General features: G+C 47.0%; 15 protein-coding genes. 9 read left to right on the forward strand and 6 right to left on the reverse strand.

Translation table 11 applies throughout. From position 1 onward, the window contains the following. Nucleotides 1–134: 134 nt before the first annotated feature. From MKZ13_RS12910 to MKZ13_RS12920, 3 genes are all read left to right on the forward strand, one after another. Entirely contained in the window at nt 135–983 is an 849-nt protein-coding gene (locus tag MKZ13_RS12910) for a chemotaxis protein (protein WP_221824917.1), read from the forward strand. 222 nt (nt 984–1,205) lie between these two features. After that, the gene (locus MKZ13_RS12915; protein WP_339184454.1) at nt 1,206–1,469 is read left to right on the forward strand and encodes a YkgJ family cysteine cluster protein; all 264 of its coding nucleotides are present in this window, start codon (nt 1,206–1,208) and stop codon (nt 1,467–1,469) included. A gap of 77 nt (nt 1,470–1,546) precedes the next feature. Then, nucleotides 1,547–1,750, forward strand: coding sequence for a hypothetical protein (locus tag MKZ13_RS12920; RefSeq protein ID WP_017688872.1), 204 nt, complete (start codon nt 1,547–1,549; stop codon nt 1,748–1,750). A gap of 129 nt (nt 1,751–1,879) precedes the next feature. Here MKZ13_RS12920 and MKZ13_RS12925 read toward each other — a convergent pair whose 3' ends face one another. The 3 genes from MKZ13_RS12925 to MKZ13_RS12935 all read right to left on the reverse strand — a co-directional run bounded on the left by MKZ13_RS12925 (nt 1,880) and on the right by MKZ13_RS12935 (nt 5,236). After that, the gene (locus tag MKZ13_RS12925; protein WP_339184458.1) at nt 1,880–2,995 is read right to left on the reverse strand and encodes an AbrB family transcriptional regulator; all 1,116 of its coding nucleotides are present in this window, start codon (nt 2,993–2,995) and stop codon (nt 1,880–1,882) included. Nucleotides 2,996–3,143: 148 nt separating this feature from the next. Further along, on the reverse strand, nt 3,144–4,454 hold the full coding sequence (locus tag MKZ13_RS12930; RefSeq protein ID WP_339184460.1) for an MFS transporter: 1,311 nt from the start codon (nt 4,452–4,454) through the stop codon (nt 3,144–3,146). 77 nt (nt 4,455–4,531) lie between these two features. Next, on the reverse strand, nt 4,532–5,236 hold the full coding sequence (locus tag MKZ13_RS12935; RefSeq protein WP_339184463.1) for an O-methyltransferase: 705 nt from the start codon (nt 5,234–5,236) through the stop codon (nt 4,532–4,534). A gap of 138 nt (nt 5,237–5,374) precedes the next feature. On the opposite strand from MKZ13_RS12935, the gene MKZ13_RS12940 reads away from it, so the two are divergent. After that, nucleotides 5,375–6,271 carry a LysR family transcriptional regulator gene (locus MKZ13_RS12940; RefSeq protein WP_036608744.1) on the forward strand — a complete coding sequence of 299 codons (897 nt, stop codon included), beginning with the start codon at nt 5,375–5,377 and terminating at the stop codon, nt 6,269–6,271. A gap of 125 nt (nt 6,272–6,396) precedes the next feature. On the opposite strand, the gene MKZ13_RS12945 is transcribed toward MKZ13_RS12940, so the two are convergent. Together MKZ13_RS12945 and MKZ13_RS12950 are read right to left on the reverse strand one after the other, a co-directional pair. Continuing rightward, on the reverse strand, nt 6,397–7,113 hold the full coding sequence (locus tag MKZ13_RS12945; RefSeq protein WP_339184466.1) for a YoaK family protein: 717 nt from the start codon (nt 7,111–7,113) through the stop codon (nt 6,397–6,399). 86 nt (nt 7,114–7,199) lie between these two features. Then, nucleotides 7,200–8,078 (reverse strand): alpha/beta fold hydrolase, encoded by an 879-nt coding sequence (locus MKZ13_RS12950; protein WP_339184468.1) that lies wholly within the window; start codon nt 8,076–8,078, stop codon nt 7,200–7,202. Nucleotides 8,079–8,323: 245 nt separating this feature from the next. Here MKZ13_RS12950 and MKZ13_RS12955 point away from each other — a divergent pair, with 245 nt between their 5' ends. Both MKZ13_RS12955 and MKZ13_RS12960 read left to right on the forward strand, forming a co-directional pair. After that, nucleotides 8,324–9,067, forward strand: coding sequence for a GTP pyrophosphokinase family protein (locus MKZ13_RS12955; protein ID WP_036608962.1), 744 nt, complete (start codon nt 8,324–8,326; stop codon nt 9,065–9,067). Between the two features lie 6 nt (nt 9,068–9,073). Further along, nucleotides 9,074–10,297, forward strand: a complete 1,224-nt coding sequence (locus tag MKZ13_RS12960) for a multidrug effflux MFS transporter (RefSeq protein ID WP_339184470.1) — start codon at nt 9,074–9,076, stop codon at nt 10,295–10,297. 150 nt (nt 10,298–10,447) lie between these two features. Here the strand turns inward: MKZ13_RS12960 and MKZ13_RS12965 are convergent, their stop codons facing one another. Then, entirely contained in the window at nt 10,448–11,098 is a 651-nt protein-coding gene (locus MKZ13_RS12965; RefSeq protein WP_339184472.1) for a hypothetical protein, read from the reverse strand. A 220-nt stretch (nt 11,099–11,318) separates the two neighbouring features. Here MKZ13_RS12965 and MKZ13_RS12970 point away from each other — a divergent pair, with 220 nt between their 5' ends. The 3 genes from MKZ13_RS12970 (at nt 11,319) to MKZ13_RS12980 (ending at nt 14,488) form a co-directional block, all read left to right on the forward strand. Beyond that, nucleotides 11,319–12,317: an ABC transporter substrate-binding protein gene (locus MKZ13_RS12970; protein ID WP_339184475.1), complete on the forward strand. Its 999-nt coding sequence runs from the start codon at nt 11,319–11,321 to the stop codon at nt 12,315–12,317. Nucleotides 12,318–12,483: 166 nt separating this feature from the next. Beyond that, complete coding sequence (locus tag MKZ13_RS12975; RefSeq protein WP_339184477.1) at nt 12,484–13,104, forward strand: flavin reductase family protein; 621 nt, start codon at nt 12,484–12,486, stop codon at nt 13,102–13,104. A 229-nt stretch (nt 13,105–13,333) separates the two neighbouring features. Continuing rightward, nucleotides 13,334–14,488: a type III polyketide synthase gene (locus MKZ13_RS12980; RefSeq protein ID WP_339184479.1), complete on the forward strand. Its 1,155-nt coding sequence runs from the start codon at nt 13,334–13,336 to the stop codon at nt 14,486–14,488. The last annotated feature ends 58 nt before the right edge of the window (nt 14,489–14,546 follow it).

Genomic DNA, 14,546 nt, shown 5'->3' on the forward strand with positions numbered 1-14,546 from the left:
TAAAATGGAAGAATCACATTTTTAAAATAATGGTGGTTGGAAAGGTTCTTCTGACAAAGCAAGCTTCAGGCATGTTCGAGTCGTGGAATTCATATGGTGGAGAAAGAGTTCCTAGATCGATGAGGAGGAGAGCCATGACACGTATTGCGGTGATGGTCATTCATGGGCTGGGTATGCGGAAGGATGGGTACGCGGACAAGCTGATTGCTTGTTTGCATAAGGAATTGGACAAGGTGATGGTCTTGCCTGGAGCCTCCAAACAGATGCTCGATATCGAACCTGTATATTGGGCGGATGTATTTGAGGAGCGGGAAGAGGCGCTCTTTCAACAGCTCGTCAGCTCTCCGGGATTGAACTTTCAGGCGTTGCGCCGATTTGTCATCCACTACCTGGCTGATGCGGTTGCTTATCAACCGGTGGAAAATCAAGGCCATAACTACGATGCCGTACATCGAACGTTGAATCAGGCGATGCATACCCTTGCACAGCGTAATGGACCGGAAGCTCCGCTCTGTGTGGTTGCCCATAGTTTGGGTGCCGTAATCGCCAGTAACTTCTTCTACGATCTGCAATATCCGTCCAGTCGTGTGCCTGAGGTTGTGGATGTGAACTCGGCTCTGGAGCGGGGGGATACCCTGACCCATTTTTACTCGTTTGGTACAACCTTGCCCTTATGGAGTTTGCGTTACCATGACTTTAGTTGTCCAATTCAGGTGCCCTCTTCCCATGTGAATCAGTACTATGCTGGGCTGGAAGGGGAGTGGGTGAACTTCTACGATCGGGATGATATTCTGGGTTATCCATTACGCCCCATTGATCCCGCTTATGAGAAAGCGGTCAAAGAAGACATTGAAGTGAACTCTGGCGGCGTGGCTATGAGTTGGAATCCGCTAAGTCATGGGGGGTATTTTTCCAATCGAAGTATGAATCGGAGAATTGCTCAGGGGCTGGCTCGAACCTGGACCTGGATAAATCGTTCATAATTAAGAGGTAGTTCAAAAAGTCCGCTTTTGATTACGAAGGATGCCTAATGGCATCATCAGCATCGAATATGGAATTCAGCCGAAATGTCCGTTGCTCACGTAGCTCTATCTACGCTCCGCTACTCCATTTCTATCTTCATCCCATCTTCTTGGTATTGAAAACCGGTCTTTTTGAACACGTATTGTCAGTACTATAAGTATTAAAATTAGGAGGGAATATGTATGGAATGCAGGACAGGCTGTGCCGCATGTTGTATCGCGATCTCCATATCGTCACCGATACCGGGCATGGCTCATGGCAAGCCGGCAGGTGTACGTTGTGTGCAGCTTACGGATGATAATCGCTGCGGAATTTTTGGCCAAAAAGATCGTCCTGCGGTATGCAGTGGATTGCAAGCTGAGGAAGAGATGTGTGGTAGCACCGATCAGGAAGCATTTGATATTCTAACCTGGTTGGAGCAAGAAACTGCACCGAGGGTAATATGAGTAGGTTGTTTTAATGAATTGGGATAATTATACTTAATAGGGAAGAAGGTCGATCAGAGAGAGGAGACGCGAATACAATGGGGCTTGTTAAACGTTTTGTATTGGTTGTTGTGAATATGATCGGAGAGTTATGGATGGGGTTTTACCGACGTAACTCGGATTATTATGACCATCAGACTTCGGAGTCTAAAAGTAAGATTGGCTATTATGCATTTATTATTGGGGCAACAGTTGTTACGGTAGGCATTGTAGGCTGGATGTACAACCGAATTTATTCATAAGTAGTCATTATGCTTAAAATTGAATGAGGCCAAATGCTGAAGTAGAGTGTGTACAACTAAAAGAAAGTATCCGCAGGATGTGACATCAAATGGATACTCTCTTTGGCATGGAATCAGGTAGGAATATGATCATTGAAGATAGGGCTTAGCTTTCTTTTCTTTTAACATATGTACAAGAATCATCTTCAGTACGGAAGAGACGATGAAGAAAATAAACAGAATCCGAAACAATTGATACCCGGATACAACCGAAAGATCGGCATTCACTTCATGTGCCATGATGCTCATCTGATCCATCCCGCCAGGGGCCATACTGAGTAGTGAGGTTGCCGCGGAGAGGGAGAACACATTCATTAATAGATAACTCAATCCAAGCGCACCAACAATGAGCAGTACACTACTCATCACCGCTAGCGTGACTGTCTGTGTCTTGCGTTGCAACTGTTCTGGCTTGAGCATCAGTCCAACATGACTGCCAATCATCAATTGCGATACGTTTAAGAGAGAGGTTGGCAGACTTGGCGTGTGCATCGTTGTACTTAATTGAACGACACACATGACAATCATTGGACCCAGCATAAAGGCCGTCGGAAATCGGAGTTTGCGTGCAACCCATGCACCAGCTACACAGAGCGGAGCATAGACAAGAATCTCGGGGAAAAGGGAACCCCACGTCGCAACGTCAATGAACGGATGATCCAAACCGCCACCTGCGATACCTCCAATCCACGGACTGAACAGCAGGAACGGAACACAGAAGACAATCATGATCAGCCGAGTCACCTGCAAAAAGGTAACCAGCGTCAGATTGATGGATTTCATCTCTTCTGCAAGGGACACCATCTGGGACAGTCCTCCTGGAATGCTGCCAACCAGCAGGGAGGGGAAGTCAAAGTCGGTTATCTTTGAAGCGATGTAGGCCGTAATTACACACAATCCGATTAACAGCAAGGTCATCAGAAGCATCATGGGAAGTTGTTGCAAAATGCCATGCAGGGCCTCTTTTGTTAAGGTGAGTCCAATCGAATAACCAACAATCAGAATGCCATAGTCCCGAATGGAGGCAGGCCACATGAGTGGCCATTTGGCGACTTGGGAGCCAAGCAGCATGAATACCATTGGCCCGAGCAACCACGGGATCGGTGTATGAATGATTGTGAACAGCAATCCGCCAAGAACAGAGACACCCAGACTAAGAAAAAACCGAAAGACAACATGGGAACCAAGCTTGCGCATCAGTTCCATCCGTTTAGCCTACCGGTTGAATGAGGTGGTATGGGATTCAAGTATGCATTCAGGTTTAATGAAGGATTCATGTTCATGTGTGATCACTCCTGATGATGAGATACGTTGCGTTATCTGCGGAACAACCAGACTGCTTCTGTTCAACTCATTAAGATCCTGCAAGAGCCGTAGCGGAAGGTTTGGGTTCTCTGAACATTACATAGTACATCAGTGATGAAATAACGTATAGACAGCCTGTGATGCTGAAAGTGATCGCATAACCCCAATACGTTCCGTACGTGGTGACCAGATAGGATTGGACAGGCCCCATGGTCGCCCAACCAATCATGAACGAGGTCTGCATCAATGAATTGGCAATCCCGCGGCGTTTGTCCGAGATCCGATCCACCAGTATGGCTGAATGAATGGGATTGGCTGCGTTCATCAATGCTTGTCTGAATAAGAAACTGAGCGAAGCGATGAACAACAGATTGGTGAAGCCTGTTAATAGAAGGAAGGGCAGCGACATGACCTGGAAAATGACAACGGCTTTTACGCTTCCGACCTTTGCCGCCAGGGTAGGACCAATCAGCATGGATACAATCGTCATAATCTGACCAAGTGCAATCAGTAAGCTCATGCCACTCAGAGAAACCGAGAACCGATTGGTGAAATACAGATTCAGATACGGTACAACCAGTCCGGAACCTAAACCAATTAACAACTGAGTCACAATAAACTGACCAATCAGTCGGGAATCTTTTTTCTTCGTGATCGAATCGTCCGTGCTTGGGGTATTCGTTGAACTTTCCTTTAGATCCGCATTGGGTTGAAGAACGGGTTGCGCCGGAATCGTGGTCTGCGGAGCAGCCTTGCCTTCGGTTACAAATAACAGTGGAATAAATGCAGCTAGTGTTGCTGCACCACCGACAAATAAAACCGTCTGCAATCCGGTCACTTTGGCGAGTCCTGCCGTATGTAACAAATCTGCGAATACACCGCCACCCAGGCTACCAAGCACCTGGGAAGCGAGCACAAGAGATGAATAATAACTGAACATCTTCAGCCGCTGGCTTTTCTTGACGTTTTCCGCCAGATAAGGAATGGCCAGTACTTGGAACACCCCAGCGAAAAGGCCAGAGAATACCGCGAACCAGATCAGCCCTGTAGCCGAATAATCGAAGGAGCGTCCGATCAGAAAGATTCCGCTGAATAACGCCCCGGTAATGAGTAATCGCTTGCGGCTGAACAGATCACCGCATAGACCGATAGGAACAAACATAATGGCTGTTGCGAGTGATTGAATACTTACAATCTGGCCGTTCATTGTATCATTATAGCCCAGACCCTGAATGTACAGATTGTACAAGACAGAGAACATGCCATTTCCGATCTGATACAGAATGCTAGCCAGGAAAAACAGTTGAATATTGCGGGACCAGCCGCGAATTTCATCATTAATATGTTGTAAAACTCTCAAGTGGTTCCCCCCAGTCTGCCTGTGCAGTGATTCCAGTTTAACAGGAAAGGGGAATTTGCGGAAGAATTGACCACTGTTTATTTTGGTTCAGGGGCATCAATCACACGAGCAATGACGAATCCATCGTAACCTTTACTACCGACCGTTTGCAGTGCTGTAGCTTCAAGCCGAGGGTGATCCGCGATCAACTGCAGGAATGATCGAACACCCTGAACTCTGGGGTCTGTGCTGTCTGTGCGGATCACTTCACCGTCCCTGACGATATTATCACCAATAATAAGACTCCCCGTCCGAGTCAGTCGCAGGGCCCATCTCAGATAATCGGGATTACTCGGTTTGTCAGCATCGATGAAGATCATATCAAACGGTTCTCTGTATTCTTCCTGAACATCGGGAAGGGTGATTAGGGCAGGACCAACTCTAAGGTCAACCTTGTGCATCAGCCCTGCTCGTGTGAGATTGGCTCGGGCCAAGTCTGCATGGTGTGATTCGGATTCCAGTGAGACGATGCGTCCGTGTTCAGGCAGCGCTCTTGCCATCCAGATGGTACTGTATCCACCCAATGTGCCGATTTCAAGTACACGGGATGCGCCTTGGATTTGAAGCAGGAGTTGAAGTAACTTTCCTTGATTTGGTGTTACGTCATGAGCAGGGAGCCCAGCTTCGGCATTGCTTTGCAGTGTATGTTCCAGCAGGGAATCTGATGGAATCAGCAGATTATTCATGTAGTCGTCGACTTGAGTCCAGGTATTCTGTAGTTCGGTTGTATTAATATTCTTCATCTTCACATGTTCCTTTCCTTGTTCCTTGTATTGGATTTCATATTTCAACTATAAATGGAGTAGATATATAAATAAAATATATATTATGTATGATAATATAACTTTAGATTATGAATTTGACGTGGAAGAGGTGTAAATATGAATCTGCATGGATTACGATTATTTCATGCCATCGTGAGATATGGCGGGGTCACTCGTGCCGCAGAGGAACTGAATATTAGTCAACCTGCGGTATCTTCTCAGGTGAAGAAGTTTGAACGTGAATTGGGAATCCAGCTTTTTGTTTCGGAGGGAAGAAGACTGGTGCTTACGGATGCGGGGATACAGTTAACAGGTTATGCGGAACGTCTGTTCATGCTGGAGCAGGATGTCGAGAATTTTGTGCAGGATTTTCGGGAGGGCAAGAAAGGACTGATCCGTCTTACGGCAACCTACTTGCCTTCAAATTTTCTGTTGCCGGGCTGGATTGCGCGGTTTAAACAAATGCACGAGGATGTGGAGATTGTTGTGAGCACAACTAATACCCGGATGGCTTTTGACCAATTACTTCGTTATGAGGCAGAGATTGCAGTGTATGGTGGAAGTGGCATTACACATGCAGGTGTCCAATGGGATGAATTGTTTGACGATGAGATGTGGTTTGTTGTGCACCCTGACCATCCGTATGCGGGCAAAGAAATCGAGCTGCATGAGATGATGGCAGAACCGTTCATTATGCGCGAAGAAGGCAGTGCCACGCGTGAGCGACTCGTTTCCCTTTGCACAACAAATAACCTGGCCGCTCCCCGCATTGCGCTTCAGTTCAACGGGCTTAACGAAACGATTAGTGCGGTGAAGGCAGGTTATGGGGCCAACTTTATATCTTCTTTGGTTGTGAACGAAGATGTGCAGCAAGGCAGGCTGGCACGTGTGTTTGTTCGAGGTGTACAGCTGAGAAATACGGTTGCCGTATGTACACGAGCCGGGGAGGTATTATCACCTGCTGCACAGCATCTGGTCAAGCTTATCCGCCAAGAAGCTGCTTTGATGAAATAAATAGCGTGATTGTACTTAAAATAACTTAAAGTCCATGTTCAAAAAGACCAGTTTTCAGTATCCTAAAGTGGATTTTTGTACAGCCTCTTGAATGGACAGATTGCTTCTTCTACTATTAACTTTTATTAACTTTCGCTTTGTTGTGAAGTTCCCCATGCATGTAATCGGGCGTATAGGGTTACGCCGCCAATGATCAGGACAGGAATCCAGACTGCAATCATGGGCACACGGTGGAATAACAATGCGGCTGCAATGACGCCGATCAAATAGATGACAACAGCACCTGCACGAAGGTAGGAGTCTGTAGACAAGGCTTTGGTTAACGATCGGATATTGGCATGTCGCAGCTTTTTGAGAATGTTCACGGTATCCTCGACCACAGCGGCCAAATTATTGGTGAGCACGGTTGTTGAGATGCCAGCAATGCCAATGCGGCGTGCCGCAGTTGTTTGCATCCCCATTGCAACGGCTAGGATGACAATTAACAGATAGGACAGTTGTTCTGAAAATGGACTAATCATGGCGATCGCGAACAGCAGGAGCAATATGCTTTCAACAGTAAATACAGCTGTGACCTTAGAAGACCAGCCATTTTTGGTCTGCACAGGTCCAACCATATGTGCTGCAATGGCATTGCCAGTAATAAAACCAATGAGAGCAAGCAGTGATCGCAGCACGACAAATTCCTGAGCACGGGCAATGGCAATACCGAGCAGTACAATATTTCCCGTCATATTGGCTGTGAGCACATGCCCCAGTCCCAGATATCCGATCAGGTCCACCATTCCGGCAGACATACAGAGAAGCAACATGGCGTATTTTTGGAGGGTGCTTTGATTCATCCTATCCGTCCTTTCAAAAAAACGTAGCTCCTCCAGTATACAGCCATAACCCATGCATCTTCAAAATGAAATTCATCGCGCAAGATTTAAGGTGCAGCGAGCCAATCAAACATATTGTTAACCGCTGACTCATGTATTTTCTCGTGAAAATGATGATCCTGCCCGCCATAAGCGTGAAATGTGACGTCTGCACCTCGCCGCTTAAGCCAGTGATACATTCGGGTTCCGTGACTATAATTCACTTGTGTATCTGATGTACCATGCATGATTAGCACGGGACAAGATAGTTTGTTCGCTTTTGACAAGGGAGAACGGGCGAGATAAGCTTCTGGAACCGTGCGTGGGGAACCACCCAGCACCCGTTTCAATGTGCGCCTCAGGTCGGTTCGCTCATGGTAAGTGCGTTCCACATCGACGACACCGCTCCAAAGAACTAACTTATGTACTCTGTCCGGTCCCTCATTATAGGCAGTTGCGGTATGTACAGCATTAATGGCTCCACGGGAGAACCCCATTAACGATATCCGAGTCGGATCGACAAAAGGTAATCGTTGCATTAACCGGTAAGCGGCATGCACATCTTCTGCATCTCCTCCGCCATACTCGTCACGCCCCTCACCGCCTTCGTTGCCACGATAGGACGGAGCGAACACGATATAACCTTTATGTACAAATTGCTCAAGCCAAACGGTATTTACCCCGCCATAGCTGCCAAGTCCGCCGCGACAATAGATCAGCACAGGCCACTGTTCCTGTGTGTGTGCGATATCATGCATTCTGGCAGAAGGGTAGTGGCTGGCAAGTGGTTGCAAATGTAGAGATGTATGTATGGAAGCGAATTCCGGAAAGGCAGAGGAGACAGAGCCGGAATGAGAAGTTTCATATGTCGTGATATCAGGTAATGAACAACCTTGTGGCAGGTATAAATAAGCTTTAACTCGAAGTGTATCGGATGAATACGTCACTTGATAGAGCAGTAAAATCCACCTCTTTTATTAATAATTGCGGGCCAAATGACAGGGATGCTTCTATAGGATGCGCGTAAAATAAGTTCCCATACCTTCCAGGCTGAATCGCCAGCCCAAATGTGAGAAATTCGTTTATTGGCTCCATATGATTTATAATGGTTCAGGAGACCTGTGGATTGACCGCTTGTTCTCATATTCATAAAACTAATTTTAGTGTGCAGAAAGAAAGGGAGAAAGCCATGATGAACGCTCCACATCCAATCGATCAATTCAAGAAATTCAAATATGAAATTACCAGATTTATGATGATCTATAAATTTGCTCTGGATCAAATGGAGACCAAGATTGAAGTCCTGAAGGAAGAATTCCAGTCTTTGCATGATTACAGTCCAATTGAGCATACAAAGTCCAGACTGAAATCTCCTGAGAGCATTATGAACAAGATGTTCCGCAAAAATCATGAGTTAACGTTTGAGAGCATCAAGCAAAATATCAAGGATATCGCCGGGGTACGGATTACATGTTCTTTTATCTCGGATATCTATCGCATTAAGGATATGTTGTGCAACCAGAGTGATCTGCGTGTACTGGAGGTCAAAGACTACATCGAGAATCCAAAGCCAAACGGCTACCAAAGCCTTCACCTTCTGGTGGAAGTGCCTGTGTACATGTCCAATGGTGAGGAACGAGCATGTGTGGAGATCCAGATCCGTACAATCGCGATGGATTTCTGGGCGAGTCTGGAGCATAAGATTTTTTATAAATACAATAAGGATGTTCCCGAGCATTTGACCAGAGAGTTAAAGAGTGCGGCAGATTCGGCAAATGCGCTGGATCAACAGATGGAGCGACTTCACCGGGAAATTCAGGAGATCAAGGACGCGGATAACGAGCGGGATGAAGAAGAATTACGCCGTATTATTATTAACAATCAGCAGTTCACACTGCCGTCTAACTTGCTCAAGCTGTTGGGTAGCGGGGAGTAGTATTTGATGAAAAGTACAACAGCTTCATTGAACACAAACTCCACATCTCGTGTACGGATGGCTTTAATTCTGGGGACATTGTCGGCCTTCGGGCCGTTGTCCCTGGATATGTATTTACCCGCATTGCCCACGCTGTCTGATGAGTTTGGTTCATCTACATCGTATGCTCAACTCAGTCTGACGGCGTGTATGATTGGACTTGCGGTTGGACAGTTGCTTGCTGGACCTCTAAGTGATGTGCGTGGTCGGCGAACACCGCTCATTGCAGGGCTTGTGCTCTATACTATCGCCTCCATACTTTGCCTAGTCAGCCCTACGATGGGCTCTTTTGTTGTGCTGCGGTTCATTCAAGGTGTAGCTGGAGCAGCAGGGATTGTCATCTCGCGCGCAATCGTCAGAGACGTATATTCGGGCCCGGAACTGACACGGTTCTTCTCTCTGTTAATGCTGATTAACGGCGTAGCCCCGATTGCTGCACCAATCATTGGTGGACAATTGTTGACGTATACGTCGTGGCGCGGCGTATTTATTTTGCTCAGCCTCATCGGAGTACTGACGCTGTTGGCTGTCATTTTCGGTCTCGGGGAGACACTGCCTTCCAACCGCAGATCAAGCGGGGGACTGAAGCAGACATTAATAACGTTTCGCCAAATCGCAGGGGATCGTCAGTTTATGGGTTATGCGTTGACCCAGGGTTTCGTAGCGGCTGGCATGTTTGCCTACATATCCGGTTCACCGTTTGTGCTTCAGAAGATATACGGGGCATCCCCGCAAATGTTCAGTGTATGCTTCGCCATTAACGGGTTAGGCATTATTCTGGCCAGTCAGGTTGCTGGCAGACTTGCAGGTAAGGTATCTGAAACCCGGCTGTTAATCGCGGGGCTGCTAACCGCGGCGCTCGGAGGAACTTCACTGCTCATCGCCATTCTGGCCGGAGGTAATCTGATCTCTGTGCTGATTCCGTTATTTCTGGTGGTATCCAGTGTTGGGTTGGTCAATACCGCGTCCTTCGCCTTGGCGATGGCCAATCAGGAGAAATCGGCAGGCAGTGCGTCTGCACTTATTGGTGTGATGACGTTCCTATTCGGAGGTATTGTCGCTCCCCTCGTAGGTCTCGGAGGAGAAGGAACAGCTGTGCCAATGGGAATCGTTATTGCGTGTGCTGATCTCGGTGCCTTGGTGATTTATTTCCTAATGGTCAGTAGAGGTAGGAAGCGCCAGAACTATTAAGTATTGAGTTAAATGCACTGATTCTGCACAACCTTGCGTTTATGGAGTCTTAATAGTGTAAAGTGACTTTGGGTTAAAAGAACGAAAAAGAGCCTTATTTGGAAGGAATCATGCTTCCAAATGAGGCTCTTGCTGTAGGTAAGGACAGGTTTAGCAGAGCGCAAACAAAATCTGTGTATTGGACAGTATACCTGGCGTGAGGAATGGATAGAAGTACCCCACCACAAAACCAAACAGATTAATCGCAGGCCACATCAGGTAGACATCATTGTATGTGAAGACAAGGGACCACCGGTTATAACAAAAGTTGGGCAGCGCACGTTCTTCGTTACCTCGTGGTGCCGCTGCACCAGTCTGTGCAAATTGCACAGCTTGAGTGAGGTTTTGCGGCTGTTGCTGGAGGAAGAGCGGAAGCAGACCCGGGCTGCTTTTGATCAGGTTATACAGAAAAAGCATCTCTGCCGGAGGCTGACCTACCGGACGAGGATAGGCACTAAGCAGGGTGGGCAGGTTTCCTTGAGTCAGTTGCGTAGGTACACCCGGTGCTGTACCCTGGATTGTACCTGGAATGCCTCCGGGGATATACGGACCGGGTACTCCGCCTGGAATGTATGGAGGATAGGAGCCTTGACCGCCAGGTATACCCGGAAACGTCGTACCACCCGGGGTGCCGCCACCGCCACCTCCTGGGAACAGTGGAGGCAATTGAAAGGAACGGTCTTCTCCATAACTTAGATAAGGGTTATATTCGTAATACATGTACAGAACATCCTTCCTGTCGTCGTATTCTGCATTCAGCATATGGCGGCATCCGCCTATATGTGAGTGCCGTCAGAAGATTTTATATGATCAACTCGTCGCATAATCGGATTGACAATTGAACTGATAACAATTATCATTGTCAATGAAATCGGACAAATGTACATACGGATATTATATGTATCAATATTTTTGAACATTAAAATCTGTCACAATAACGCCGAATAAGGTTTTCATAATGAATTGAAAGGGGATATATCAAGTGTTTAAGAGAAATAAAAAGATGATCATGATTCTAATTACGATGATGGTTATGTCCATCTGGTTGGCCGCGTGTGGTACAAAAACGGCAGAGAATGGAGCAGCAGGAGAGAGCGATACAACAACGGAGACAGAGACACAAACAGAATCCGCTACAGAGCGCACATTAACAGATGCAATGGGACACGAGGTTACCATCCCGGCTAATCCGGAGCGCATCATCGCCTCTTATCTGGAAGACCATCTTGTTACACTCGGTGTTAAGCCAGCAGCACAATGGGCCATCAACAACGGCAGTGGTTTGCAGGATTATCTGCAAACCGATCTGAATGGCATACCTGGTATTGCAAGTGATCTACCTTTTGAAGCCATGGCCAGTTTCTCACCAGACCTGATTATTATGGGTTCTGAAAGTACAGTTGAAGGGGAGAAATACGAACAGTACAACAAAATTGCCCCTACTTATGTACTCGGAGATGAGGTCAACAAGGACTCGCGTCAGGCTCTGCTCAAGATCGGCGAGCTTCTGAACAAATCGGATGTAGCGCAGAAGGCGCTTGACGATTATGATGCCAAGGCAAAGGAAATCAAAGAAAAAGTAACTGCTGTTACTGGAGGAACAAAGTCGGCAGCAGCGTTGTGGTTGTTCAATAACAAGTTTTATGTTGTAAGCAACAATGTTTCCAGTGGTGAAGTGATGTACAACGAACTTGGACTTGCAGAGCCTAATGTTGTGAAGGAAGCATCTGCGAAGGCAACGGGTAACTGGTCTGAGATTTCATTGGAGAAGATCGCGGAAATGGACGCAGACTATCTATTCCTGGTGAACAGTGACAAGGGAGCAGGCTCAGAAGCGCTGAAAGATGCCGTATGGCAGAGCATTCCTGCTGTAAAGACAGGTAATGTCTTTGAATTCACCCGGTCCAGTAGCTGGTTGTACAGCGGAGTTCAAGCGAACCTTCAAATTATGGAAGACATTCAGAACAGCATTGTTAAATAAGAAATAGTCGGTATGAAAAAACATGTTCCTACTTCCTGGTGCAATCGCACCAGGGAGTTTTTTTGTTAATTCAGCATTTTACGTTATATAATAAATATGAGTGTGTTATCGTGTCCTGAAGTGAAATTGACATTTGCTTCACGAGCATGGAAGGGGATATTTACATATGTATACATTGGATCCACTTGAAATAACGGGAAGAGACAACTATAAACTGATGAGTGGTTCGGTGGTACCACGTCCAATTGCTTTTGTGACGACTCGTTCAGATGAGAATGGTGTAATTAATGCGGCGCCGTTTAGTTTCTTTAATGTGGTTAGTTCGGACCCGCCGCTGTTATCCATATCCATTGCACGTAAAGACGGTATCATGAAAGATACTGCACGTAATGTGCTTGCTCATCAAGAACTGGTTGTGCATATCTGTGATGAAGCAATCATAACAGAAGTGAATGAGACAGCAGCCATACTGGAACCCCACGAAAGTGAGCTTGAGCGGACAAAACTTACTACAGTGCCAAGTACCAAGGTTGCTGTGCCAGGAATTCAGGAAGCACACATTCGGATGGAGTGTGAACTGTATCAGCACATTCCCATCACGAATGATGAGGGCAAACCCGCGAGCGACTTGCTGCTGGTACGTATTGTACAGTATCATTTCAGCGAACAAGTCTATAATCCTGATAAGGGCTATATCCTGATGGATCATTTGAAACCAGTCAGCCGACTGGCAGGTAATGATTATGCCAAGCTTGGGGAGAGATTCACGATAATTCGACCTGAATAGTTCTTACAGACCGAATTTGTAATATATGAATGGGTTCAATCCGGAAGCAAAGGCGGACAGCACGTGCGAAACTCGCATATGTTGTCCGCCTTTGCTTGTTAATATGAACATAAACAGGACAGGGAGTGAATAGACTTGTACTATATCCTGCATGTCATATGAACCTATTTTATATATAGGTTGTTTAAAAAGCCTACTTTTGAACACGTACTATAAGGGGGTTAAGCCGATGAACCAGCTTGAGGCAAATACTGGGGCAAGTATTATGGGAATAGGAACGGCATGGCCTGCCCACCGTATTGAGCAAAAGGATGTGTCTGCCCGTCTCGCGCAAGCGCTGGAACATGAGCCGGATGCGAGAAGGTGGGCCAAACGGATCTTTAATCAGTGCGGTGTGGAGACTCGTTATACGTGTGAACCGAATCTGCTTGAGCCTGTTGATTCTTGTCGATATTTACCCTTTACCAATGCGGAGGAGGTTCCGACTACATCCGAGCGTATGGGCAAATACAAAGCCGCAGCTGTTCCACTTGGTCTCGCGGCGGCCGGACAGGCCCTTCAGGATGCAGACGTAACCTCCTCGGAAATTACACATCTCATTACGGTGAGTTGCACGGGGCAATTCCTGCCCGGACTTGATGTTCGGCTGATCCAACAGCTTGAACTGTCACCGCAGATCAACCGGATTCCACTGGTGTTTCAAGGATGTGCAGCCGGTCTGAAGGCAATTCAACTGGCGAATTCCATTGTAACGACAGATCAGAAGGCTACAGTTCTCATCGTGTGTGTGGAACTATGTACACTTCACTTTCAGCCATCTGCCAAACGGGACGACCTGTATGCCGCATCGTTTTTCGGAGACGGCGCCTCTGCCTGTGTTATTGGCGCGCCCGGAACAGACCGCAATGAATGTTTTCGACTGGGCCGAGGGCACTCAACGCTACTCCCGGATTGTGCAGAAGAAATGATCTGGGAAGTGGGCAATACAGGCTTTGCTCTCTACCTGTCACCACAGATTCCGAAGCTGCTTGGTTTGCATCTCGGCCCAGAGGTAGAACGGTTGCTGGAGGGGAGCGGTTTCCCGGAAATATGGGCAATCCATCCGGGAGGCAGAGGTATCGTGGATGCCGTTCAGAAGTTGTATCAGTTGACAGATGAGCAGGTCTCCTACAGCCGAAACATCCTGCGGGATTATGGGAACCTGTCGTCCGTGACGATTCTTTTTGTTCTTCAAGCCATCCGTGAGGATTACAGACAGAAGGAAGAGCATTCCAGTGGGATAGCACTGGCCTTTGGCCCGGGACTGACAGCAGAGTTACTTCCTTTTACATACATCCCTGCCCCCATAGCGAACAGAACACCTGTGAATCATGGCATCCAATAGTTCGCGAACCCGAGTGAAGGAGATATACACCGCAAGTGTATGAATGTGCTTATGATCT

Origin of the sequence: Paenibacillus sp. FSL R5-0701, assembly GCF_037973995.1 — a bacterium.
GTDB lineage: Bacteria > Bacillota > Bacilli > Paenibacillales > Paenibacillaceae > Paenibacillus.

What these genes read in the sequence shown, in the direction of transcription:
- MKZ13_RS12925 (WP_339184458.1), bottom strand. Translation starts at nt 2,995, where the DNA reads ATGGAACTGATGCGCAAGCTTGGTTCCCATGTTGTCTTTCGGTTTTTT.
- MKZ13_RS12975 (WP_339184477.1), top strand. Translation starts at nt 12,484, where the DNA reads ATGTATACATTGGATCCACTTGAAATAACGGGAAGAGACAACTATAAA.
- MKZ13_RS12965 (WP_339184472.1), bottom strand. Translation starts at nt 11,098, where the DNA reads ATGCTGAATGCAGAATACGACGACAGGAAGGATGTTCTGTACATGTAT.
- MKZ13_RS12980 (WP_339184479.1), top strand. Translation starts at nt 13,334, where the DNA reads ATGAACCAGCTTGAGGCAAATACTGGGGCAAGTATTATGGGAATAGGA.
- MKZ13_RS12940 (WP_036608744.1), top strand. Translation starts at nt 5,375, where the DNA reads ATGAATCTGCATGGATTACGATTATTTCATGCCATCGTGAGATATGGC.
- MKZ13_RS12960 (WP_339184470.1), top strand. Translation starts at nt 9,074, where the DNA reads ATGAAAAGTACAACAGCTTCATTGAACACAAACTCCACATCTCGTGTA.
- MKZ13_RS12920 (WP_017688872.1), top strand. Translation starts at nt 1,547, where the DNA reads ATGGGGCTTGTTAAACGTTTTGTATTGGTTGTTGTGAATATGATCGGA.
- MKZ13_RS12910 (WP_221824917.1), top strand. Translation starts at nt 135, where the DNA reads ATGACACGTATTGCGGTGATGGTCATTCATGGGCTGGGTATGCGGAAG.
- MKZ13_RS12955 (WP_036608962.1), top strand. Translation starts at nt 8,324, where the DNA reads ATGAACGCTCCACATCCAATCGATCAATTCAAGAAATTCAAATATGAA.
- MKZ13_RS12935 (WP_339184463.1), bottom strand. Translation starts at nt 5,236, where the DNA reads ATGAAGAATATTAATACAACCGAACTACAGAATACCTGGACTCAAGTC.
- MKZ13_RS12945 (WP_339184466.1), bottom strand. Translation starts at nt 7,113, where the DNA reads ATGAATCAAAGCACCCTCCAAAAATACGCCATGTTGCTTCTCTGTATG.
- MKZ13_RS12915 (WP_339184454.1), top strand. Translation starts at nt 1,206, where the DNA reads ATGGAATGCAGGACAGGCTGTGCCGCATGTTGTATCGCGATCTCCATA.